This is a genomic window from Mycobacterium sp. NTMscope_MAC_12 (genome assembly GCF_976985675.1).
Genome location: NZ_CDRJYY010000001.1, coordinates 2253902 through 2275798, shown reverse-complemented (window position 1 = coordinate 2275798; position 21897 = coordinate 2253902). Strand labels below are relative to the sequence as shown.

Here is a 21897-nt window from a genome sequence, read left to right as displayed (position 1 = left end):
CTATAAGGATCGGAACTAAACCTGGGGTAGTTCAGTGCTGTACCTGGTCGGGCATTTGTTGTAGTTGGGCGATGATGCGGTCGAGTTTGACTGGTTGGGTGCGGCGTTGGCCGGTGATCGCGCGGGTCTGAATGTGTGTTGTTGTGTTGATGGCGCGGGCGGCGGGCCCGCCCAGTGCGCCGCCGGCCAGGCTGCCCAGGGTGGCGTCGTTGACCAGCTCGGCGGGAAAACCCGCCGCGGCGGCCACGGCGGTGGTGGTGGTGGCCGGTAGGGCGGTGGAGGCCAACCGGATGGCGGGGGCGGCGCTGGCCCAGCTCGAGGGCACCGACAGCTTTCCCACGGTGGGTGCGCTGCCCAGCACCGCGGATACGGGCCGCACCGGGATGCCGGCGCCAAGACCTGCGGGTGAGGCCAGGCCGGCGCCCAACGATGCTTTGGGCATGCCGGCGCTCCAGGGCGCGTAGACGAAGGCGCCCTTCCATTCCGAGACGCCCAGCCCGCCGCTGGCGCCGACGACGTTGGTCCAGGTGGCCTGCCCGCCGATGCCTTTGACGCTGGAAAACAGCGCCTCCCATAGCGGCGCGATCTCCTTGCTGCCGGTCATGCCCTCGATCAGCTGCTGCCATGATTGGGTGTATCCGGTGGTCAGTGAGTTGATGTAGTCCTGCAGTTGTTGCATCCACGACGACGAGGTGCTCGAGGCCGCGGCGGCTGTGGTGGTTGCCTGCGCCGTCCCGGTGTCCTTGCTGACAGCGGGTGCCTGCTCGAAGGGGGTCAGCTCCCCGGCGGCCTGCGAGGAGCTGGCGTAGCCGAACATCGCGGTGACGTTTTGGGACCACATCTGGGCGTATTGGGCTTCGGTGGCCGCGATCGCTGCGCCGTTTTGCCCCAACAGGTTGGTTGCCTGCAGTGCTGCGAGCTGGGTGCGGTTGGCGGCGATCAGCGCCGGGGGGACGACGCAGGCCAGCGCGGCCTCATAGGCGGTGGCGGCGGCTTGGGCGTGGGCGGCGGTCTGCTCGGCCAGGCCCGCCGTGGTCGAGATCCAGCCCACATAGGGTGCGGCCGCGGCTGCCATGGAGGTCGAGGACGGGCCCTGCCACTCGGTGATGAGTTCGGAGATCACCGCGCCGTAAGAGGATGCGGTGGAATGTAATTCGGCGGCCAGCGCTCCCCACGCGGCGGCCGCCGATAGCATGGGTGCTGCGCCGGGGCCGGCGTAGAGCTGGGTGGAGATGACCTCGGGTGGCAGCGCTGCGAAATCGGCGAAAACCATGGCCGTGCCTTTCCTTATTTCGCGTTCGGCGGGATCACGATGACCGTGGAGGTGGTGGCGATGTCATCAACAGCCACCGCACCAGGCACCCGGACCGCCGGCCCGGCCACCGCACGGGTGGCGGTACCACCGACCGCGCGTCCGGCCAGGCTCGACAAGGCGGTGGGCCCGAACAGACCCTGCCCGGGGTTGACGGTCATCGCCGGCGCGGCATCGAGCATCGTCTCGGGCAACTCGGCTGCCAGGGTCCTGATCGCCGGCGCGGCCGAGGCCCAGTTCGCGGGAACCGACAACGACCCCACGACACCGGCACGGCCCACCGCCGCAGACACCGTTCCCACACCCGGCGCCTGCAACGAGGTGGATCCGGTCAGCAGTTCGCTGTGCAGCAACGGCGCCAAAACCCCGTGCAGAGCCTTGGGATGCAGTGTCCCACCGATGCTTTGCAGGTTGTTGCCCATCCCGCGCACATTGAGCGCAAGCTGATAAAAACCCTTCCCCGCGGTCCCGATCCCGAGCGGCGAGTACGGCCCGGTGAGTGCGTTGAGGAAGTTGTTGAAACTCTTCAAACCCCCCGTGGCTTCCCCAAGACCGAGCGAGACCCCGGTCGACGACGTCCCCGCCGCGTTCGCGGCGGCACTTTGCGCCGCGGCGGGAGCCTGCGAGACCGCCTGGGAGAGCGCGGTTTCCACGTGGGAGCTCGCCGACGACTGGGCCGCCGAGGCGACCGCGGCCGCCTGGTTCGTTTCCCCACTGCTGTCGGTGGTCGACGGCGGCGCGGTGAACGGGACCAGCTGGGCCGCGACCGCCGAGGAACCCGCATAGCCATACATCGCGGCCGCGTCTTGGGCCCACATCTCGGCGTACTGGGCCTCGGTGGCCGCGATGGCCGGGGTGTTTTGGCCCAAGATGTTGGTCGCGACCAGTGACGCCAACAACGCCCGGTTGGCCGCGATCACCGGCGGTGGCACCGTGGCCGCGAAGACGGCCTCATAAGCGCCTGCCGCCGCCTTCGCCTGACTTGCCGACTGCTCGGCCTGCGCGGCGCTGCTGCTCAGCCACGCAATGTACGGTGCGGCCGCGGCCGCCATCGACGCCGACGAGGGCCCATTCCATGCGGTTCTCAGCTCCGCGACGACAGATCCGTAAGACGCTGCCGTGGCGCGTAATTCGGCCGCTAATCCGTCCCAGCCGGCCGCAGCGGCCAACAACGGTGCCGGCCCGGGACCTGAGTAGATCCTGCCGGAGTTGATCTCCGGAGGCAACGCTCCGAATTCCATCTGGTTCCTCCGCATCCGGATATGACCAACGTCGACCCAGCATTGCTACCGCCGGATACCGTTGTCCTTCAACAGCATTCAGCACACTCGGCTTCGCAAACCCCTGGGCTGCCGATAGCTAGAATGCTCGTGTGCCCAGAAGACTAGCCAGCTCCGGCGGAAGCAACATCGACCAACAAGAGCCGACTCCGCACGGTCACCACCTCCCAAAGGGCAGTGGGAGCGCCTTGGCGGCGCGGTCGGCAAAAGCGCCCGTACGCCCCGTCTACCTCGGACGAATCGCGAACTACCCCGGCGTGAAGGGAGCCAGAATCTTGGAGGAAACGTTGCTAGATGAAACAGTTTTCATCAGTAAAAATCTCGCCGTCAAATAATTCGAATGGGGCGCTCTGGCTGCGAGCCCGTTCGCCGGCTTCCCGCTCGAACAGTGACGACCTTGCGTCGCCGTCGAATGTTGCCGTGCCTCAAGGTTTCCAGCGCCTGAGCTGCATCTCCATGTGCTGCACCGCACGACTATCGCTACGTCGACCGTACCGCGGACCAAGCGATGACATGCATGGCCAGCTCCGGCATACCCGCAATGATCAGTTAGTCCGGCGGGCCGGCTTTGAGGCTCCCGCAGCCTTTTTCGACAACTCGTCGCGAGATGGCACGGCCTGTTCGATGTGGTCGTCGACGCAACCGACAAAGGCCTGGCATGCGGCGGAGCGCTTATCAGGGCGCGGTGCCACGAGGTTTACTCGGCGGTACATGTCAGCACCGGCGACCGGCCGCAATGCCAGTCCCGAATCGGCGTTAGCGCGCGTGCGCGCAACGGATTCGGGCAGCAACGCGACACCCAGGTTTTTGCGCACGAAATGAGTGACCTCATCGACACGCGTCACTTCGAAAGCCACACGCCGGGTTACGTTGGCGAAGCCGCGGTCGGTTTCGTGTCGCAGACCGTAGCCAGGGGGAAAGTCGATGAACGGTAATGCGGCCAGCGCAGTTATCGACATCGATGATTTTTTTGTCAGCGGATGGTGAGCGGGCATGACGGCGACGAGCGGTTCGCTGAACAGATGGGTGAACGTCAAGACACCGCCGGTGCCGGATACGTTGGAGCCTACGATTGCCACGTCCAGTTTCCGGTCGCGGACCGCCTCGATCAGCACGTCACTGCCACCGCTGCGCAACGTCACGCTGACGTCGGGATAGTGCGAGTGAAAGGTCGCCATCAGGGTGGCCACATCGAGGCTTTCGGATGGGATCTCCATCATCCCGACCGTGAGCCGGCCAACGACCGTGCCGCCGAGAGCTTGTGCGTCAACGGCGATCTGGTCAATGCCGGCAACCACTTGGCGCACCAGCGGCATCAGCGCCTCGCCGGCGGGGGTCAGCGAGACCGAGCGAGTAGTCCGTTCGAACAGCCGTAAGCCGATTTCACTTTCGAACCGACCGACCTGCTGACTCAAGGCTGATGGCACGACGAACATCGCCTCGGCCGCCTTCGTGAAACTATTCGACTCGGCCAACGCCACGACGTAGCGCAATTGCTGCAGGTTCACAATCCTTCATCTTTCGTGATTAATCGCATCATATCTATTCACTGGACTAGTGGATGCGTTGCCTTCAGGATCAAGGGCATGTCCGCGGATCCGTCGTCACCGGCTGCCTTGGCGGCTGGCGGCATCGTGGTGCGTCCGCAGTCAGCGTTGGCCGGCAATGACTGCTCGGTGGCGGCGGTGCGCGACGAAATCACCGAACAGTTTGACCGCCTTGCGTTTCTGGGGGAGTTGCGTTGCTCCCATGACCGGGTGGTCGCGGGTTCTCTCGAGGAGTTGGTGTTCACCTACACCGTCGGCGGATCCGGCATTGCCGACAGCGGTTGGCTGAAGCTGTGCTTCCGCTACTACTCGGATTGGGATCTGCAGACAACGTCGCCGGACGCCCGCGACTTCGCGACCGCCCGCTTGGTGAGTCGGTCCCTGATCGGCGGGGCCTCCGAGGACAGTGCGGCGACGGTGCGGCAATTGGCCACGAAATATGACGTCAAAGGCGGTGAGCGGCCATTTCAGAAGTCGCTGCTGATCCACGTCGTGGACGGGTACCTGCGCCCCGGTGATGTGATCGAAATCCGCTGCGGCGACCGTCGTTTCGGTGGACCCGGCACGCGCGTGCAGACTTTCGTCGAAGACCAGTTCGAGGTCCACCTGTTCGTCGACCCGCTGGGCACTTCGCGTATGGCTCACGCTGATGTGCATCGGATTGCTGTCGTACCAGGTGCACCCGAACGAGTCGTCGTGCACGGTCCTCGCATTGTGCGCAGCGAGGCGCCGGCCGTGCACCTGCACGCCCACCTGCAAGACCGTTGGGGCAACACCTGTTCCGACATTGCCGCGACGATGCATGCGCTCATCGACGGTGTCGTCGTGGACAGCGCCCGTACGCCTGCGAAGGGGTGGTCCAAGGCGTCGCTCCGCGTGCCGTCGGTCGCCGCCCGCATCGACGTTGCCGCCGAGACAAGCACCGCCGTGCTTCAGAGCGCTGCGACCGTGATCGATGTCGTCGACGATTTCCCGTCGCCGCGGGCGTACTTCTGCGACCTGCACGTTCATTCCAACGACACCGTGGGCACTCAGGACACCGACTGGAATCTGCACTACGCGCGCGATATCGCCGCGCTCGACGTACTTGGCTATACCGCCAACGACTTCCAGATCACCGACGACACGTGGGACGACGTCGTCAGGGCCTGCCGGCAGATCGCCGAGGACGGCGCATTTGTCTGCTACCCCGGAGTGGAGTGGTGCGGCACCGCCGGCGCCGGCGGTGACCACAATGTCGTCTTCCTCGGTGAGGACACCACGTTGGCCCGCTCGCTGGAATGGCATCAGCGCATGGCCACCGCGGTACCCACGCCGCAGAACTGGCCGGTGACCCAGTTGTACGCCGCCTACGAGAAGGACCCGGAGTCTTACCTCTTGATCCCGCACGTGGGCGGGCGACGAGCGATCCTGGACTGGCATCACCCCGAGCTCGAGCGGCTGATCGAGGTGCACTCCGCCTGGGGGAGTAGCCCATGGTTCTTCGAAGACGCCTTGGCGCGCGGCCTACGACTCGGGGCGAGTGCCGCGAGCGATGAACACCGCGGACGGCCGGGTGCCGGGGCACCGGGAGCCAACATCTTCGGCGGCTTCGGCGGGCTCACCGGCGTCCTCGCGCCGACCCTTTCCGCCGCAGACGTCGGTCGTTCGTTGCGCGCCCGCCGCACCTGGGCCACAACCGGTGCGCGCGCGGTCGCCCTGCTGCGCAGCGGTGAGAACTGGATGGGTGACGAGTTCGCCACTGATGCCGGCGAACTGACCGCCGGTTACGCCTTGTATGGCACGACGGGATGGGATGACGTGACGGTCTACGACAGCGCCGGTTTGCTCTGGCGTCGTGACCTGCACGCCGAGACGGGCCTTTCGCCCAACCTGGTTCGCATCAGCTGGGGTGGGGCTCGGCACCGTGACCGCTACCGCTGGGCCACCTGGTCAGGCCGGCTGCGTATCGACGGCACCGCCGTCGAAGACGTAACCCCGTGGGCGATCACGCATCCCGAGCAGATCGTCGATGTAGACGGATCGGCCGTGGCCTGGGATACCACAACTTACGGGTCGGATATCGGCATCGTGGTACGGCTCACCGACCTGACCCGCGCGCAATTCGAGGTCGATGCGACGGTGCAGGAAGACGGCCTGCGCGCCCAGGCGAGCCTTTCCGGGGCAGAGCTCATCGCCGAAGGTCATCGGGACATCGCCGTCGGCGGTCTCAATCTGCGTGTCCGCCTCGAACGCATCGCCGACCCGAAGGCGCTGCCGAACACCGTCGCCGGCGAACTCAACCTGCAGCTGCCTGGGGGCGACAGCGCAATTTATCTGCGCGGCAAGCAATTCGATGGGCATCAGGTTTGGACAAGCCCGCTGTTCGTGACCCGAGCGGTAGGCAACCCGTAGTGACCCGACTTCGAACCGGTCTTACCCGCCGCCTCCACATCGACTTGCGGCGCATTACCTGCGCGGCTTGTCCGGCTCCCACGGCCGTCTGACACGCGCACCGCCGCGTCATCAGCACTCACCGTTTCAGCGGTACGGCAGCAACTCTCGTTGCCAGCCTCGGCCCAATCCGCCAGTTCTCATCCATTTCGATTCGAGGAACCATGTCACTGCACCGATCCGGCAGCAAGCTCATCGCGCTGATCGCCGCGTCAGCGACCGCCGCCGCGCTGTCCGGGTGCTCAAGCCAGGGCGCGTCGCCGACCGCCTCCGCCGTATCGCTGCGCCTGGGCTATCTGCCGCGCATCACGCACGCCTCGGCACTGGTGGCTGTCCACGACGGCTTCTTCACCAAGCAACTCGGACCCCAAGTCAACTTCACCGCAAAACCTTTCAGTCGAGGCACCGAGGAAGTGACCGCGCTGCTGTCGGGCCAACTTGACGCCGCCTACGTCGGCCCGAATCCCGCCTTCAACGCCTGGCAGAAGTCGGGAGGGAAAGCGATCAAGATCATCTCCGGCGCGGCCAGCGGAGGTACCTCGATGGTCGTCAAACCCGACATCAAGACGGCCGCAGACCTCAAAGGCAAGACCGTCGCGGACCCCGCGCTCGGCGGCACCCAGGACGTCAGCCTCCGCGACTGGCTCGCCCACAACGGTTTGAAGACGAATATCCAAGGAGGGGGCGATGTTTCGGTCAAACCGACCAGCCCGGAATCGGCCATCGTGCAACAATTCCTCACCGACCAAATCGCCGGCGCCATCGACTCCGCGCCATTTGATGTGCAGATGATCAAGGCCGGCGGGGTGCGACTGTGGTCGGACCCGAACACCATCACCGTCCTGGTTGTCCGCCAAGAATTCCTTGCGGCCCATCCTGACGCGGTCGCCGGACTGCTGCGCGCCCAGGCCGAGGCGACCGACCGTATCGCCGCTGACCGCAGTGGCGCGGCGCAATCGGCTAATGCCGCTCTGGCGAAAGATCTCGGCAAGGGGCTTGAACCGGACGTACTCGCGGCCTCCTTCGAGGAAACCACCTACACCAACGATCCCGGAATGGCCTCACTGCGCGACCAGGTCGCTAAGGCCGTGTCCATAGGGCTGCTGAAGCCGCTCGATATCAGCGGCCTGTACGAGCCGGGACCACTCAACAAAGTGCTCGCCGAGCCGGCAAGCCCCAGGTGACCCGTGATCCACTACGTTCAGTCTGATCACCTCACCGGTTCACGGCCCGAAGCCAACCCACATTCGCTACGCGCCGTGCGGCTCACGGACGTGACCAAGCAGTACGGCCGGGGCCCCTCGGCCGTCACGGCCCTCGATCGCATCACCTTGACGGTGAACGCCGGTGAATTCGTCTGCGTTGTAGGAGCATCCGGCTGCGGTAAGAGCTCACTGCTGTCGCTGATCGCAGGGATGGACCAACCGTCCACCGGCGAGCTCAGCACCGATGGGCAACGGGTGGCCTTGATGTTCCAGGAACCGGCGCTGTTCCCATGGCTGACGTCGGCCGCCAACGTGGAGTTGGCCTTGCGGGCGCGCTCGGTGCCACGCCCGGAACGCCGCCGGCGGACTACTCACTTGTTGCAGACGGTCGGCTTGGCTGACTTCGCCGACAAGCGTCCTCATCAGCTGTCCGGCGGCATGCAGCAGCGCGTCGCATTGGCGCGTGCGCTCGCCCAAGATGCGGACGTCTTGCTGATGGACGAGCCGTTCGGGGCGCTGGATGCCCTGACCCGTGATCGCCTGCACGAAGAGCTCGAGCGCATCGTTGACGAACGCGGGCTGACCGTTGTGTTTGTTACGCACAACGTTCGCGAGGCAGTGCGACTCGCCGACCGTGTCGTATTGCTCAGCCCGCGGCCCGGTCGCATCGTCGACGAGTTCGCGGTCCCGGTGGGGCGCCGCCACAGAGTCCACCACCCGGCCGTTGCCGAATTGGCCTCCCGCATCTCCACCCAGCTACGAAACGAGGGAAACCGTGGCGGTGCTTGACAGTGATCTCTCTGCCAAGAGTCACCGACCTGCGCTGACGCCCCAAGCGCCGCACCAGAACCGAGTTCGGATCACGTCGGTGCTGGCGGCCGTACGGGCGAAAGTCTTTGCCGTCGCGATGGTTCTGCTGATCTGGCAGCTCGTCTACCTCAGTGGCTGGAAGCCGTCCTTCGTGCTGCCCGGCCCGGGAACCGTCGCAGCCAACCTCTGGCAGCGCCTGCATGAGGCCGTGCTTTGGGACGCGATCGGGATCACGATGTGCCGGGCGCTGGCCGGCTTCGCGCTGGCATTGCTCATCGGGTCGCTCCTCGGCGCGGTGATCGCACAAAACCGACTGCTGCGCATGGCCTTCGGGCCGGTGATCACCGGTCTGCAGACCATGCCGGCCATCGCCTGGTTTCCCTTCGCCATCATCTTCTTCGGGCTGCACACGTCTGCGATCCTGTTCGTCGTCGTCATCGGCGCCGCGCCGTCGGTGGCCACCGGGGTGCTCGCCGGAGCCCGCCAAATCCCGCCGCTGCAACTGCGAGTGGCAAAAAACCTGGGATTGCACGGGTTCGGGCTATACCGGCATGTGATTCTGCCCGCCTCGCTACCGATGTTCGTCAGCGGTCTGCGGCAGGGGTGGGCGTTCGCCTGGCGTAGCTTGATGGCCGGCGAATTGGTGGTGCTGATCAGCGACACCGCGTCGATCGGGGTGCTGTTGGAAAACGCTCAGAACCTCAGCGATATGCCGTCGGCGATTGCCGTCATGATCGTGATCCTTCTGATCGGCATCGCCATCGACGCCGTCTTCGACGCGGCCGATCAGCGTATCCGCCGGTATTGGGGACTGATCGAGACCAATGCTGAATGACTCGACCATCCACTCAGACAAGGAGCCTCATGTCGGAGGACTGCCACGATCATCGCGTGCCGGACAACGCCTTTCGTCTTTGGACATTCGGTGATGCGCACGTCGGGACGGACAAACGCTTCGGAAGACAGAGCCTCGCCGAGGCGATCACGCATTCGGAGTCCGGCGGATCCGAAGGTGGGCCGCCGTTCGAGTGGGATATCGCCGTCGACGTCGGCGACATGTCCGGGGCCCATCACCATCTTCCCGACGACGCCGAGGGATCCGAACTTCGCCGCCAGTTCGCGAGCCTGCGTCGCCACCGACGCGAGGCCATTTACAGCGTCTGCGGCAATCACGACCGCAGCGGCCTACACGAGCCCGAGGCATGGTGGTGGCAGAAGTGGGTGGATCCCCTTGGACAGCACACCGAATTCTCCGGAGTCGACGCCAACGCGCGACCTTATCCAGTCGAGGGCGAGTGGGACCACTATTCCTTCCGGGTGGGCAACCTCTTGTTCCTCATGCTCAGCGACCGCAACGAACCCAGCCAGACCGTGGGGCGGGGCCCGCTCGGCGGCAACCCGGGCGGCGTCGTCAGCGGCAAAGCCTTCCGCTGGTGGAAACACATGGTGCTGACCAATCCCGACTCGATCATCATCGTCGTCCACCATTACGTCCTCAAGGACACCACCGTGGCCTCCGGGGAGTGGGAAGGCGTTCGCAAAGGGCCCGACGGGCAGCTGCTGGAGCACTACCACCGCCCCTTCGAACTCGGAACCCCACACGCGGCGTCCTATCTGTACTGGGTGGACAGCAAACCAGACTCCGGGGCGTTCGAAGACTTCCTCAATGAACATCCCGGCCGCGTCCACCTGTGGATCGCCGGGCACACCCACACCCACCCCGACGACAACTATGGCGGTAAAACCCACATCGAACAACGCTGGGGCACATGGTTTCTCAACGTCGCGTCACTGAGTCGCCACCATATGCCCATCACCACACTTCCGATCAGCAGGCTGCTCACCTTCACGCCCGGCAGCGCCGAGGTGCGTGTCCAGTGCTACCTGCACACCAGCCAATACGCACGCCAAGGCTGGTATCCGAAGGCCGAACGCAGCCTCACGCTCGATAAGGCATTCGTGGCGCCGACGACCTATTCGCTTGAGCGGACAGGCGCATCGCGCTCGGCCGTCGTTAGGTGACGCGCCTGAAGTGAGTGATCAGTGAGTCTCGGCGAACTGCCACCGGAAATCCATTCCGGCCGACTGCATTCAGGTCCCGGCTCGGCCTCGATGAGCCTGGCGGCTGAGGCGTGGGACGAAACGGCGGCGCAGTTGTACGACATCGCGGAGAGGTATCGCTCGGTGGCGTCGATGCTATTCCAGGCACGGCAGGACCGCGCGTCGATGGCGGTCGCCGGGGCGGTGGTGTCCTATACCCCATGGCTCAATGCCGTTGCTGCACGGGCGCAACAGGCCGCGCGACAAGCGAAAGCATCCGTCGACGCCTTCGAGTCCGCGTTAGCGTCGGTGGTGCCGCCGTCGGGGATCGACGCCAACCGCGCGCTGCGGATGGCGCTCGTGACGGCGAATTGCCTGGCCCAAAATGGCCCGGCAATCGCGGACACAGACGCTGCCTACGAACGGATGTGGGCCCACGACGTCGACGCCATGTACGCCTATGCCGCAGCCTCTGAAGCCTCGTCAGCTCTGACACCCTTCGACTCGCCGCCTACCGCGGGATCCGGCCAGCACGCTCCCGCGATCGCCGAAACCGCGTGGAGCCTGATCGCCGCGCCGCAAGTCGTATCCGCTGGCGGCCACGTGATGCCCGTGATTCCTCGAGCGCTGCGGTCACTGTCTCGTTCACCGATCATGACAGTCGACGCATGCCTGTCCGCAGTGACGTCACCGCTGTCAAAACTGGGTTCACTATCCGCTCCCACCGACTTCGCGATAAACCACCTGAATTCGCTTAACAAGACAGCGTCATTGAGTAGGGCCGCGGCGTTGTCGCCACTCTCGAGCCAAGCCGGTGGCGCTACCGCCTCGGCAACCGCGCGGTCAGGTCGCTCGAGCTCGGTGGGGGCACTGTCGGTGCCGCAATCCTGGGCGACAGCCGCGATGCCCGGCCGCAGTGATGTCGAAACATCGGACAGTGACTATCTGTTGATCGACCCGTCCAATCTACTGTGGTGACCGGGCATCAGGCGCCTAAAGACGTTGCGCAGCAAAATCCGCGCCCTGGTCGACCATGCCGTTCGCCGCGTACATGGTGTGCGCGATGCCAGGAGGTCCCGGAGGGGCGCCATTGCAGATGGTGTCATCGGTGGCGCACAACTGAATGGTCTTGTTCGCGTATAGCGGACCGATCGTGATGGGCGGGGCGCCGGCACCGCGCAGGAACTCGTTGGACGGTGTTCCGAAGAGGACCACCGCGGCCACGTGATCAGCGACCGCCCGCGGCAGCGGCTGCGGCACGTAGGACACGAATTCTTGTGGTACTTCCTTGGGCACGGCGGGGGAGGTGACGAACCCGGCCACGGCGGCGCCTTGGGAATACCCGCCGAGCACCGTTTTGGTGTTGGGGCAGCTTGACGCCGTGGATTCGATATGGCCGCCCGCGTCCTTGATTCCGTCCACAAAGGTTCGGGCGAAGGCGATGCCTCCGTTGAAGTCGCCGCTCGCCTCGTAGTTGACCGGGGAAACACCCACCGACTTGCCGCCGACTCGTGACCTGAGCGCATCGACGAACGCCTGACCGACCCCGCCGACACCGGGTGGTTCGCCGGTGCCGCGGGCAAAGACCACGTCGACGTCGGGACACGGCTCGGCGGAGGCCGCCGGGACGGGCGCGCTCAACAGCGCCGCCGAGGCTGTTACTACCGCAGTAGCGAGAAAACGAAGGGATCGTAGCGAGCTCATGCCTGCGAGTGCCCAGACGCCATTCACCCGAAACAGGCAATTGTTCGGCAATAGCGGTCTGAGGTTCTGGAAACCGCTGAGGCCCGCGCGTGATTGCGCCCGGCGGGCGCGGCGCTCATGGTCATCTGGCGGACCGTTCGAGGCGCAGCACGGCGATGTCATCGGTAAACCCGCCGTATGGCCGGGCCAGCTTTTGGGCACTGTCGATGAGCGCGTCGACGAATTTTGCGCCCGACAGATGTGCGTGGGAACGGGCCAGTGCGAGCAGGCCGTCCTCGTCCAGGGATTGGCTGCTGTTGCTTGAAAACCCTTGAAAGAGTCCGTCGGTCACCAACACCAGACCATGACCATCCGGCAGTTCCAGGTCGTGTTGTGGCCAGACGTCGGCGCGTAGACCCAGCGCTGGGCCGGCCGGAGGCATGATCCATTCCACGGTGCCGCCGCCGTGTAACAACATCCCGGGATGCCCGGCACGGATCGCTTTGAGATGGCCGTCGGGGGAGATTTGCAGGGTGAGCGCGGTGGCGCAGATCCCTGAGCCGGTTCGTTCCGAACGCAGCACCCGCTCGAGGTGGTGCATTCTCGTCACTTCGTGCACGCCGGCGAGGGTGAGCGCACGAAACGCGATCCGCAATGCCGCACCCAGTGGCGCCTCGTGGGGGCCGTGCTCGGCGACCTCACCGATCAGGACATGCACGGTGCGGTCAGCTGTTTGGACGACGTCATAGAAATCTCCGCACAGCAGCGCGTCCTCGCGGCTGGGCCGGTACCGGGCGATGACGTCGACGCCCGGGTTGTCCAGCAACAGCGGCGAGGCCAACAGGCCCCGTTCGAGGATGGCGTTCTCCCGGGCCCGCAGTTGGGTGGCATGCAGGTCGACGGCCATCAACTCAGCGCGCTTGCGTTCGATCGCGTACAGGAGCGCACGGCGCAGCATGTCGGGTCGGACGCGACCCTTGACCAGGAAGTCCTGGGCGCCGGCCGCCACCGCCGAAGCTCCGAAATCCTCATCGTTCAGCCCCGTCAGCACAATGATCGGGACCGTGGCATCACGTTTGATGATGCGGTCGAGAGCGTCCATTCCGCTGGCGTCTGGCAGGTGCAGGTCCAGCAGCACGCAGTCGGGCCGGGCCGAGGCCAACTCGACCTCGGCGTGTGCCATCGACTGCGCCCACACCACCTGTATGCCGCTGACGGCCTCATCGATGAGGTCTTCCACGAGTAGCGCGTCGGCGCGATCGTCCTCGATCAGCAGCACGGACAAGGACGTGGCGGTGGCGGCCCATGTCAACCGTGGTTCTTCGCGAGACCTGTCGTGCGTAGTTGGGAGGCCGACCACGTCTAGATCTCGCCCGCGGCCCTGTTGCTGTGACGTTTCACGGTTGCGGCGGCGACGTCGACGAGCTTGATGTTGGCCTCTTGGGAGACGCGTCGCAACGTGTCGAAGGCCTCGGCTTCGGTCAGGTCGTTGATCGCCATGAGCATGCCGATGGCTTTTCCGATTTCGCGGTTGCTGGCAAGGCCGCGTTGCAATGTCGCTGCGTCCTCACCTTGAGCTACGGCGTTGGCGGCGACGCCGGCGAAAGCGGCCAAAAGGATTGCGCGTTCGACGGCCACCGTGTCGAAGGCATTGGGGCTGTCGGAGAACAGGTTTAGCGCACCGACTTTGTGGGGCCCGACAAGCAGGCGAAAGCCCATGATTCCGTGCGCCGGTGTTTCGGTGAGGACCCGGGCGGCCAGAGCGGGCCACTGACTGCCGGCGCGGAGATCCGGATCGATTTGTGGGGTTTCCTCCGAGATGGCATCCAGACATGGACCCTCGCCGAGCGCTTGCTCGAGCTTGTCGATCTTTCGGGCGACGCTGTCGCTGGCTGCCGCCGTCGTGGCGATGTGGTTGTCGCGCAACATCACGCTGGCATGGTCGCAGCCCGGCACCATGAGTGTGGCTGCGATGCAGATCGCCGCGTAAATCTCTGCGGGCGTTGAGCCTTGGTAGACGATGTCGGCTAAGCCGGTAAATACCGTGGTGGGCTCGGCACGCGACGGCGGCGGTGATGGCGATGCCCCCATATCGGGGGTTTCCTTACGGTCTGGCATCCTGAACCCGCGTCGTCGTCCCCAGGTTCATCCCGCAGACCCTGCGTAGGTGATCTGGTCGCCGGAGGGGGTGGTCGCTTGCGTTGCGCTGTGGGGCGGTGCTGGCTGCAATTCCACGTTCGTCAGGTGAAGCACGTCGAGCAGCCGGGTGGGGATTCGTTGGCCGGTCCGCAGGATCACAGTGCGGCCGTCGGTGCGCGCGTAGTGATCGAGGGTGTACAGCTGCTGGTGACTGATGAACTCCAGGTCTTGCGCGTCGATGATCAGTGGGTCATCGACGAGCAGCGACCAAATGCGTTGCAATGCGGTGGTGTAGAGCCCGTCGCTGTGTAAGTCGATGTTTCCGGTTAGCGCGAATGTTGCCTGCGGTGCGGGGTGCAGCCGGAAACGTGGCGCACGCTCACCGACATCGGGGTGAAGGCAAATGAGCTCGTCGGCGGCTGGCAGCTGGTGGGTGTCGTAGGCGCACAGCGCCGAGAAGGGGAGACCTGCCATCGTGCGGGAGAGGAGAAACTCAAAATGCGACAGCGCGGCTCGTTGGTCGGGTCGATGGGCCAGTGTCGTAGCGTCGACGACCACACGAAAGCCGTTGTAACCATTTTGGATTGCGCGATCGAGGGCCGCGACGCTGATGGCTACTGCGGTATGCGGGTCCACAATGTCGGTGCCGTCTAAGACCGCGTAGAACTTCGATGCTGGTGTCACGCCGACACCGCCGGCCTTAAGCCGGTCGGCGATACCGGTCAGCTCTGTCAATTCCGCCCACAATTGCTCGCGGCTACCGTGCCCGACGAATTCAGTCCAGTAATCGTGAGCGAGCCCCTCGGCGATGTACTGCGCAGCGCGGGCGTGGAAGTCCGTGCGGTCCTGGAACTTCCAGCCGAGATGCTCGAACGACGCCAGGCCAGCAGCCGGGGTCACCAGTGCTGCTTGTGGCTGCGTGCAGAGCCAATCCTGATCCCGCGCCATCAGGCGGTGGGGTTTCCAGACCAGTCACCCGGCGCGGGTGGGGTATTAGGCTCTGGCCCTGGTACCGGGGAGTTGTCGGCACCTTGATTGAGCCGGCCGGCGGCGAAATTTGCGCCCTGGTCAATCATGCTGCTGTTGTCTGCATAGGTGTTGTGCGCGGCGAAATTGAGACCGTCAGAGCACACTGGGTCCTCGGGAACGCACACTTTGATGGTCTTGGCCGCATATGTCGGTCCGATGACCACCGGTGGCTGGCCCAGGAAGTTCATGGCCCGCACATTGGGCATTCCGAACAGCACCACCGCGGAAACGTGGTCGGCCACATCAGGCGCTAATGGTTTCGGCACGGTGGCGGGATCAACGCCGTCGGGCACCGCATCCGAGGTGACAAATCCCATCACGGCCGCGCCCTGGGAATAGCCTCCGAGCACCATCTTGGTCCTGGGGCATCCGTTGGCCGTGGAAACCACATGAGCGCCAGCGTCTTTGATGCCCTCGAGGCCGGTGTCCCACTGGTCGCTGGCGGGGTAGTTGACCGGGTACACATCGAACGACTTGGCGGGCACCCGCGAGCGCATAGCGTCAACGAACGCCTGTCCCGTCGGGCCCACGCCCGGTGGCTCACCCGTACCGCGCGCGAACACCACCTCCACATCGGGACATCCCCGGGCAACGGCGAGGGGAACCGCGGCAGACGGCAGCACCGATGCCAGCGCAATACCTAAAAATCCAGCGACCAAATGCACGCGCACGTTTCGTATTCCTCGTCGTTTCGGGCCTGACCGGAACGCAGTGCATCGTTAGGCCGCAACGAACAGAGTCGCGTTGCTGGTTGCTGACGAGCACGCCGTGTCGTTTACAGCGTAAACAGCACCGCTTACGTTGTAAACAGGTGGGCGCGATTGGTCGGCCATCGCCGGGCAGCGCCCGTACTAGCGACGGGCCACCAGAACTTCGATCCGGTCGAGCAACGACTCGAGTCCTTCTTCGAACTCTGCGGTGCTGTGATCCTCGGACAACATCGGTTGTAACCGCTGCAGGCACGGGTAGCCCGTGAGATGCCGACGCGGCGGCTCGCCGTCGAGAATGGCCTCATCCGGGTGTAGTTCGGCGCCGTGGGCGTGCACTTCCAAAAGCAACTGACCCAGCAGGAACGTGGTGTAGGCGCGGTATGCGGCCACCGCCGCATCGTCGTCGAAGCCGTAGGAAAACAGCGTCTCGAGGAAGGTTTCCATCCAGCGCAGGCTGCGCAGCGGCGGGCGGACCCATGGCGCTTCGGGCGCATGCGTGGCCAACAGCGGGAATATCTGGGGGTGTTCAAGTGCAATTTGGCGCACCCCGTGCGCCAGGCGTACCAAGTAGTCCTGCCAGCCGTCCTCTTGACGACGGGCCGCGAGTTGTTCGGCGTGTAGGCGATCAACGATGCGGTCAATGATGCCGGTGAGCAGGTCACCACGGCTGTGAACGTGGCGGTACAGCGCCATCGCCTCCACGCCGCAGGCCGCCCCCAACCGACGCATCGTCAGCTGCGGCAGACCGTCGCGGTCAACGAGCGCGATGGCGGTATCCAAAACCACTTCGCGAGTCAGCCGTGCGCCCCGGGGAGCATCCTCCCCATCACCTGACGTCACCAACTGCTGGTCGGCATCGGCTATGTCGCGCTGGGTGCGGTCGCGGCCTTCACCATTCACCGAATCGCCTCCTACGTTGGATCGGTGACGTGTCATCAAAGATTCGGCCTGTACAAGTGGTGTTTGTCGACCAGATGCGGCGAGATGATCACCTCGGTAATTCTTTCTATCGCCGACTCTACAACTGCTGCCGATCGCAATACGGCGGATTGCCGGCATCTCAGTAGATAAGGATGCCAGTCCGACAGCGATTCCTGCGATGAGGTGCGCTCGGCGCCCGTTTGCCCTCGAAGGCCGCGACGCTCCGCCGGCCGACACGAAGTTTTCCCGCCCGGTGACTCGGCAGATTCGAGTCCGGGCCGGTCCTGCTGCGGCGGGGCGCCCGTAGTGCACGCCAAATCTTCAGTCCCACAGTCGGATTCGTGCCACCAGCGATCAACGTCGATGCACGCCAGGCGCGCTAAACCTTCTTAGCCGCTACAGAGGTCGCGTCCCAGCGATAGAGTCTTCTCGTGCGCGTGGACCGCGAGCGTGTCTTCGCCGCTATCGCGAACGAGCGGCGCGAGATCGCGACACTGATCGAGGGGCTGGACGATACCCAGCTGGCAACGCCAAGCCTGTGTGCCGGCTGGGACGTCAAGACGGTGGCAGCCCATCTCGCCTGCTCTGTCGCTGACGGATTCTCGCCCGCCATGACGATGGCTCTGCGCCGCGGCAGCCTGGACCGCGCGATCGATGAGCTCGCGCGCCGTCGTGCGCAGTTGCCGGCCGCCGAGATCGTTGCCACCCTGCGTGAGTGCGCCGATTACCCGTTGAGCCCGCCGGTGATCGGGCCGGTGGCCCCCTTCACCGATATCTTGATTCACGGCGGCGACATCAGGATTCCTCTCAGCCTCCCGTTTGATCCCGACCCCGAACACGTCGGGCTTGCACTGGATTTCCTGACCGGGCCATGGCCCCTTGGCTTCGTGCGGCCGGGCCGACTGCGGAGCATCTCGGTGCACGCCACCGACATTGATCGTTCCTGGCGTAAGGGAGCCGAAATCCGCGGTCGTGCGTCGGCCTTGATGATGGCCGTCAGCGGCCGCACCGCGCTGCTGGACACACTCGATGGGCCGGGAATACCTCTACTGCGCCAACGGCTGCTGCCCTCTTGACGGTGGGAACATTCGTTCAGCCAGCGGTGACAGTTGCGGGTCCGAGGTTGACGGGGAGGTTTTTGATCCCGTGCAGCAGGGTGCTGTCGTTGAGGGTCGGTTCGCCGGCGAGGGTTAGTCGGGGGAACCGTTCGAACAGCGTTTGCAGGCCGATCTGCAGTTCGATGCGGGCAAGGGGCGCACCGAGGCAGGCGTGGACACCGGAGCCAAAACCGATGTGGTCGCGGGCATTTGCGCGAGCGGTGTCAAATTCGTCGGGGCGTTCGAAGATGGCCGGATCACGATTGGCGCCACCGCCGAGAAGGAAGATGGCCGAGCCTTCCCGCACGGTGTGGCCGTCGATTTGAAGTGTCTCCGTGGCCACCCTGACGCCGATTTGAAAGACGGAGTCGTAGCGCAGGACCTCCTCGATCGCGTTGGGCCAGCCGTCGGGCTGTGCCTGGAGGCGGGCCAGTTGATCTGGATGACGGACAAGGGCCACCACTGCGTTGCCGAATGCGTGCGCGGTGGTGATGAACCCGGCACCGAGCAGTAGGCCCGCGAACGTCCTGACCTCGATGTCGGTGAGGTCGCTGTCCTGTAAGACGGTGGACAAAATGCTGGTGTCGGCGCCGCTGTGGCGCAGCCGCTCGATGTGCGCGGCGATGTAGTCTTCGAATTCGCGCAATGCCGCGGTGGCGGTTTGGAAGTCGCGCCAGGAGACGGCCGTGCTGGTGAGCAGTTTCGTGACGGGATCGGCGACTGCGTAGAGGCGGGTTATCTCGTCACCGGGAATGCCCATCATCTCGGCGATGACTTCGATGGGGATTTGCGAGGCATAGTTGGTGATCAAATCGCAGCGGGCGGTGTCGCCGCCGAGATCGTTGAGCAGAGCGTTGGTGATCTCCTGGATGCGGTCACGAAGTCCATCGATCGCCCGCGGGGTGAATGCCCGCGACACCAGGCGTCGCAGCCGCGCATGCTCGGGTGGATCGACGACAAGCATTGACGGCGGTTCCACAGGATTGAGCAGGCCTAGATCGGTTTTGGCGAACATCCACTGAACGACGCGAAACTGTGATCGGTCCCGAGGCTTTACGGTGCGAAATTTGTTACTACGCAACACGTCACGGACGATCTGCGCATCAGCGGTGACCCACCCGCCGCCGACCACCGCAGAGATACGCCCGCGCTGGCGAATCTGCTCGATGAGGTGATACACGTTGGCGGGTTGGCTGTTGTCGATCAACAACTTGGCAAAAGGATCGCCGCGGCGAGCGAGCAGTTTCAGCGTCGCACGCGGCAATCCATACCCCATCAGCCAATGCGCCCGGCTTTGCAGGTCCATGCCTGTATTGTTCGCCACCACCCCGCCGTTTGAATAGAGGCGCGCGCCCAGTCACCGATGACCGCGCCCAGGCCGGGCAACGAGCTTCTACTGCTGACCGCGGTGCCTGTCTGAGCACGTCGGCGAGCGAGCGGTTCCAGTGCGCCTTGTCCGATCAGCCCGCGACCCATCGCTCTAAAGCGGCCAGCGATGCGACCAGGTAATCCTCAGTGAAAATGGGCATCTCGCCAACGCGTTCTCGGAAGTGCTGCGGCGTGCCGCTCCAGTCGTAAGTGAGGGTGACGTCCGTGCGGTGGTCGTTCGGGGCGAGGTCGTAACGCCAGAACCACCCGCCGGGCACATGATTGCCGGCGTCGTCGAGCACGCCCGGCATCCACCCGATGACACGGTTCTCGTCGAACACGTTGACCAGATTGTGCGTGACGTAGTCACCTCCCGCCCGGGTGAGGTACATGTTCATCGCGAACATTTGTCCCGCACCGGTGATCGGCGCGGGGTCCACGGGGTCGCGGACCCAGTCGGTGGGCTCGGTGTCCTGGTGGCGCGATGGATCGGCGAGGACAGCGAAGATCTCGGCCGGGGCCGCGGCGATGGTACGGCTGACGACGTAACGTTCCTCGCGGGCGCTCACGTGTTGTCCTCGTTTGTCTTTCGTCCGTAGGCGGCTGCGATAGCGGGGGAGTCGAGCCACCCCGAATAGGTGGGCCGCGAGGGCCAACCTTCGGGCGAATCGAGCCATTCCTCTTGGCGGCCCCACGGCAGCACGTCGATCAATGCAAACGTGTGGCTGAGTTGCTCGGTGCCCCGCCCGTTCGTATGCCACGTGCGGTACACGGTGTCGCCGTCGCGTAGGAAGACGTTGACGCCGAAACCGCCGCCGGGCGGCGCATCCATGTCAGAACCGAACGGGCTCTGCGATGACGAGTACCAGTCCATGTGATTGCCAACCTTGCGCTTGTAGGCGAGTGCTTCCTCGATCGGTCCGTTGGTCACGATCACGAACCGGGCGTCGTAGTTGTCGAGAAACTCCAATCGGGTGAATTGCGACGTGAAGCCGGTGCAGCCGCCGCACTGCCATTCCGCGCCGTCCGACCACATGTGGTGGTAGACGATGAGCTGGGACCGACCGTCGAACACGTCGACCAGTCGGATGGGCCCGTCGGCGCCGATGAGAATGTAGTCGGGCAACGCGACCATCGGCAGTCGGCGGCGCTGGGCGGCGATCGCATCCAGTTCGCGGGTGGCGGCCTTCTCGCGTTTGCGCAGTTTGTCGAGCTCGGCGCGCCAGGTTTGGTGATCGACGATCGGCGGCAGGGCCGCGGTCTTTTCGGGGGACATGGCATCCACCTTTGCTCTCGATTTGTTCGTCTGGAAGGTCTGACTGTCGGAGTGTCCGTAATTCATCGGTCGGGATCTTGGCCCGCGGGGCGACATCGTCGGCGTCGACCAACATTTGGGCGGCCCGTCGATGCCGTCGCTAGCGATGTCACATGTCGGTGCCCTATCCCGTCTAGGGAATGAGGAACAGACAAGCATTGTGGGAGAGGCGGCATGATGCAGCGCTTGAGTGCCATTGCGCGGGCATACCTGATCGCGGTGACGGCTTTGGTCGGGACGGTCACCTTCGGGATCGGGATCTGGTGTGTGCTCGATCCACCCTCATTCGCCCGTGTCGTCGGGTTTGGCGAGCACCAGCACTTTCTGCACGACGTCGGCGCGTTCCAAATCGGTCTGGGAATCACGCTGCTGCTCGCCCTGATCTGGGCAGACGCTCTGGCTGTCGCACTCGCGGGGTTCATTGTGGCCAACACGGTGCATACCGTGAACCACGTGATGGACCTCGACCTGGGAGGTTCGGCCGCCCAAGCCTGGGCCCTCGGTGCGGTGTCGGTGGCGCTGGTCGCGGCGTTCGTGCTGCGGCTATACCAACTGGGCTACGTCCTGGGGAGCGTTCCCACCGCCACCGACCGGACGTTGGCGCCATTCGTGCGGCAGAAGACGATCCGGCTGATCACTTTTCGCAAGGACGGCACTCCAGGCTCGAGCCCGGTGAGCATCGTGGTGGACGGTGATCGCGCCTACTTTCGGAGCTTCGAGCAAGCGATCAAGATCCGCCGGGTCCGGCGTAACCCGGGCGTCGAATTCGGGCCGTCCACCGGGTCGGGCAAGCCGACGGGACCCGTGCAGCCTGGCGTCGTGCGCTTGCTCGACGGGGACGAGGACCGGGAGGTGGGCCGCCTGCTGCGGCGGAAATATCCCTTCCTGCATGGCGTCCTGGTCCCGTCGGCGCACCGGCTGATGCGGTCCAAGTTCGGTCGCACGGTCCACGCGGAGCTGACCCCGTCGTCTTGATCCGAGTAGCTCAACCTCACGGTTCCAGATTCA

General features: G+C 64.9%; 19 protein-coding genes and 1 pseudogene. 8 read left to right on the top strand and 12 right to left on the bottom strand.

Going from position 1 to position 21897, the window contains the following annotated elements; all coding sequences use genetic code 11:
• Nucleotides 1-34 precede the first annotated feature (34 nt).
• The 3 genes and pseudogenes from AC0KS4_RS10430 to AC0KS4_RS10420 all read right to left on the bottom strand — a co-directional run.
• A pseudogene (locus AC0KS4_RS10430) lies at nucleotides 35-1273 on the bottom strand (PPE family protein); the annotation flags it as partial.
• 14 nt (nucleotides 1274-1287) lie between these two features.
• Entirely contained in the window at nucleotides 1288-2553 is a 1266-nt protein-coding gene (locus tag AC0KS4_RS10425; protein ID WP_238955790.1) for a PPE family protein, read from the bottom strand.
• Between the two features lie 584 nt (nucleotides 2554-3137).
• A complete protein-coding gene (locus AC0KS4_RS10420; protein WP_238955789.1) occupies nucleotides 3138-4100 on the bottom strand; it encodes a LysR family transcriptional regulator in 963 nt (320 codons plus the stop codon).
• 78 nt (nucleotides 4101-4178) lie between these two features.
• Here AC0KS4_RS10420 and AC0KS4_RS10415 point away from each other — a divergent pair, with 78 nt between their 5' ends.
• From AC0KS4_RS10415 to AC0KS4_RS10390, 6 genes are all read left to right on the top strand, one after another.
• Entirely contained in the window at nucleotides 4179-6533 is a 2355-nt protein-coding gene (locus AC0KS4_RS10415) for a CehA/McbA family metallohydrolase domain-containing protein (protein ID WP_238955788.1), read from the top strand.
• Nucleotides 6534-6736: 203 nt separating this feature from the next.
• Complete coding sequence (locus tag AC0KS4_RS10410; RefSeq protein ID WP_238955787.1) at nucleotides 6737-7756, top strand: ABC transporter substrate-binding protein; 1020 nt, start codon at nucleotides 6737-6739, stop codon at nucleotides 7754-7756.
• A 75-nt stretch (nucleotides 7757-7831) separates the two neighbouring features.
• Nucleotides 7832-8566: an ABC transporter ATP-binding protein gene (locus tag AC0KS4_RS10405; protein WP_238955786.1), complete on the top strand. Its 735-nt coding sequence runs from the start codon at nucleotides 7832-7834 to the stop codon at nucleotides 8564-8566.
• Between the two features lie 118 nt (nucleotides 8567-8684).
• Nucleotides 8685-9422 (top strand): ABC transporter permease, encoded by a 738-nt coding sequence (locus tag AC0KS4_RS10400; protein WP_275254299.1) that lies wholly within the window; start codon nucleotides 8685-8687, stop codon nucleotides 9420-9422.
• Between the two features lie 29 nt (nucleotides 9423-9451).
• Nucleotides 9452-10609: a hypothetical protein gene (locus AC0KS4_RS10395; RefSeq protein WP_238955784.1), complete on the top strand. Its 1158-nt coding sequence runs from the start codon at nucleotides 9452-9454 to the stop codon at nucleotides 10607-10609.
• Between the two features lie 21 nt (nucleotides 10610-10630).
• On the top strand, nucleotides 10631-11605 hold the full coding sequence (locus AC0KS4_RS10390; RefSeq protein ID WP_238955783.1) for a PPE family protein: 975 nt from the start codon (nucleotides 10631-10633) through the stop codon (nucleotides 11603-11605).
• Between the two features lie 15 nt (nucleotides 11606-11620).
• Here the strand turns inward: AC0KS4_RS10390 and AC0KS4_RS10385 are convergent, their stop codons facing one another.
• The 6 genes from AC0KS4_RS10385 to AC0KS4_RS10360 form a co-directional block, all read right to left on the bottom strand.
• Complete coding sequence (locus tag AC0KS4_RS10385; RefSeq protein WP_238955782.1) at nucleotides 11621-12331, bottom strand: cutinase family protein; 711 nt, start codon at nucleotides 12329-12331, stop codon at nucleotides 11621-11623.
• 121 nt (nucleotides 12332-12452) lie between these two features.
• Nucleotides 12453-13595, bottom strand: a complete 1143-nt coding sequence (locus AC0KS4_RS10380; RefSeq protein WP_238957277.1) for a PP2C family protein-serine/threonine phosphatase — start codon at nucleotides 13593-13595, stop codon at nucleotides 12453-12455.
• 77 nt (nucleotides 13596-13672) lie between these two features.
• Nucleotides 13673-14428 (bottom strand): GAF and ANTAR domain-containing protein, encoded by a 756-nt coding sequence (locus tag AC0KS4_RS10375; RefSeq protein ID WP_238955781.1) that lies wholly within the window; start codon nucleotides 14426-14428, stop codon nucleotides 13673-13675.
• Between the two features lie 27 nt (nucleotides 14429-14455).
• Nucleotides 14456-15397, bottom strand: a complete 942-nt coding sequence (locus AC0KS4_RS10370) for an MEDS domain-containing protein (protein WP_238955780.1) — start codon at nucleotides 15395-15397, stop codon at nucleotides 14456-14458.
• A complete protein-coding gene (locus AC0KS4_RS10365) occupies nucleotides 15397-16143 on the bottom strand; it encodes a cutinase family protein (protein ID WP_308193078.1) in 747 nt (248 codons plus the stop codon). The genes AC0KS4_RS10370 and AC0KS4_RS10365 overlap by 1 nt, the downstream gene beginning before the upstream one ends.
• A gap of 186 nt (nucleotides 16144-16329) precedes the next feature.
• Nucleotides 16330-17088: a TetR/AcrR family transcriptional regulator C-terminal domain-containing protein gene (locus AC0KS4_RS10360; protein ID WP_238957275.1), complete on the bottom strand. Its 759-nt coding sequence runs from the start codon at nucleotides 17086-17088 to the stop codon at nucleotides 16330-16332.
• 458 nt (nucleotides 17089-17546) lie between these two features.
• On the opposite strand from AC0KS4_RS10360, the gene AC0KS4_RS10355 reads away from it, so the two are divergent.
• Entirely contained in the window at nucleotides 17547-18185 is a 639-nt protein-coding gene (locus AC0KS4_RS10355; protein ID WP_238957274.1) for a maleylpyruvate isomerase family mycothiol-dependent enzyme, read from the top strand.
• A gap of 16 nt (nucleotides 18186-18201) precedes the next feature.
• On the opposite strand, the gene AC0KS4_RS10350 is transcribed toward AC0KS4_RS10355, so the two are convergent.
• The 3 genes from AC0KS4_RS10350 to AC0KS4_RS10340 form a co-directional block, all read right to left on the bottom strand.
• A complete protein-coding gene (locus AC0KS4_RS10350; RefSeq protein ID WP_238955779.1) occupies nucleotides 18202-19512 on the bottom strand; it encodes a cytochrome P450 in 1311 nt (436 codons plus the stop codon).
• A gap of 154 nt (nucleotides 19513-19666) precedes the next feature.
• Complete coding sequence (locus tag AC0KS4_RS10345; RefSeq protein WP_238955778.1) at nucleotides 19667-20143, bottom strand: SRPBCC family protein; 477 nt, start codon at nucleotides 20141-20143, stop codon at nucleotides 19667-19669.
• Nucleotides 20140-20850, bottom strand: a complete 711-nt coding sequence (locus tag AC0KS4_RS10340; protein WP_238955777.1) for a DUF899 domain-containing protein — start codon at nucleotides 20848-20850, stop codon at nucleotides 20140-20142. The genes AC0KS4_RS10345 and AC0KS4_RS10340 overlap by 4 nt, the downstream gene beginning before the upstream one ends.
• 213 nt (nucleotides 20851-21063) lie before the next feature.
• On the opposite strand from AC0KS4_RS10340, the gene AC0KS4_RS10335 reads away from it, so the two are divergent.
• On the top strand, nucleotides 21064-21864 hold the full coding sequence (locus AC0KS4_RS10335; protein ID WP_308193053.1) for a PPOX class F420-dependent oxidoreductase: 801 nt from the start codon (nucleotides 21064-21066) through the stop codon (nucleotides 21862-21864).
• Nucleotides 21865-21897: the final 33 nt, after the last annotated feature.

What these genes read in the sequence shown, in the direction of transcription:
- AC0KS4_RS10335 (WP_308193053.1), top strand. Translation starts at nt 21,064, where the DNA reads ATGATGCAGCGCTTGAGTGCCATTGCGCGGGCATACCTGATCGCGGTG.
- AC0KS4_RS10350 (WP_238955779.1), bottom strand. Translation starts at nt 19,512, where the DNA reads ATGGACCTGCAAAGCCGGGCGCATTGGCTGATGGGGTATGGATTGCCG.
- AC0KS4_RS10370 (WP_238955780.1), bottom strand. Translation starts at nt 15,397, where the DNA reads ATGGCGCGGGATCAGGATTGGCTCTGCACGCAGCCACAAGCAGCACTG.
- AC0KS4_RS10375 (WP_238955781.1), bottom strand. Translation starts at nt 14,428, where the DNA reads ATGCCAGACCGTAAGGAAACCCCCGATATGGGGGCATCGCCATCACCG.
- AC0KS4_RS10410 (WP_238955787.1), top strand. Translation starts at nt 6,737, where the DNA reads ATGTCACTGCACCGATCCGGCAGCAAGCTCATCGCGCTGATCGCCGCG.
- AC0KS4_RS10400 (WP_275254299.1), top strand. Translation starts at nt 8,685, where the DNA reads ATGGTTCTGCTGATCTGGCAGCTCGTCTACCTCAGTGGCTGGAAGCCG.
- AC0KS4_RS10340 (WP_238955777.1), bottom strand. Translation starts at nt 20,850, where the DNA reads ATGTCCCCCGAAAAGACCGCGGCCCTGCCGCCGATCGTCGATCACCAA.
- AC0KS4_RS10395 (WP_238955784.1), top strand. Translation starts at nt 9,452, where the DNA reads ATGTCGGAGGACTGCCACGATCATCGCGTGCCGGACAACGCCTTTCGT.
- AC0KS4_RS10425 (WP_238955790.1), bottom strand. Translation starts at nt 2,553, where the DNA reads ATGGAATTCGGAGCGTTGCCTCCGGAGATCAACTCCGGCAGGATCTAC.
- AC0KS4_RS10385 (WP_238955782.1), bottom strand. Translation starts at nt 12,331, where the DNA reads ATGAGCTCGCTACGATCCCTTCGTTTTCTCGCTACTGCGGTAGTAACA.
- AC0KS4_RS10415 (WP_238955788.1), top strand. Translation starts at nt 4,179, where the DNA reads ATGTCCGCGGATCCGTCGTCACCGGCTGCCTTGGCGGCTGGCGGCATC.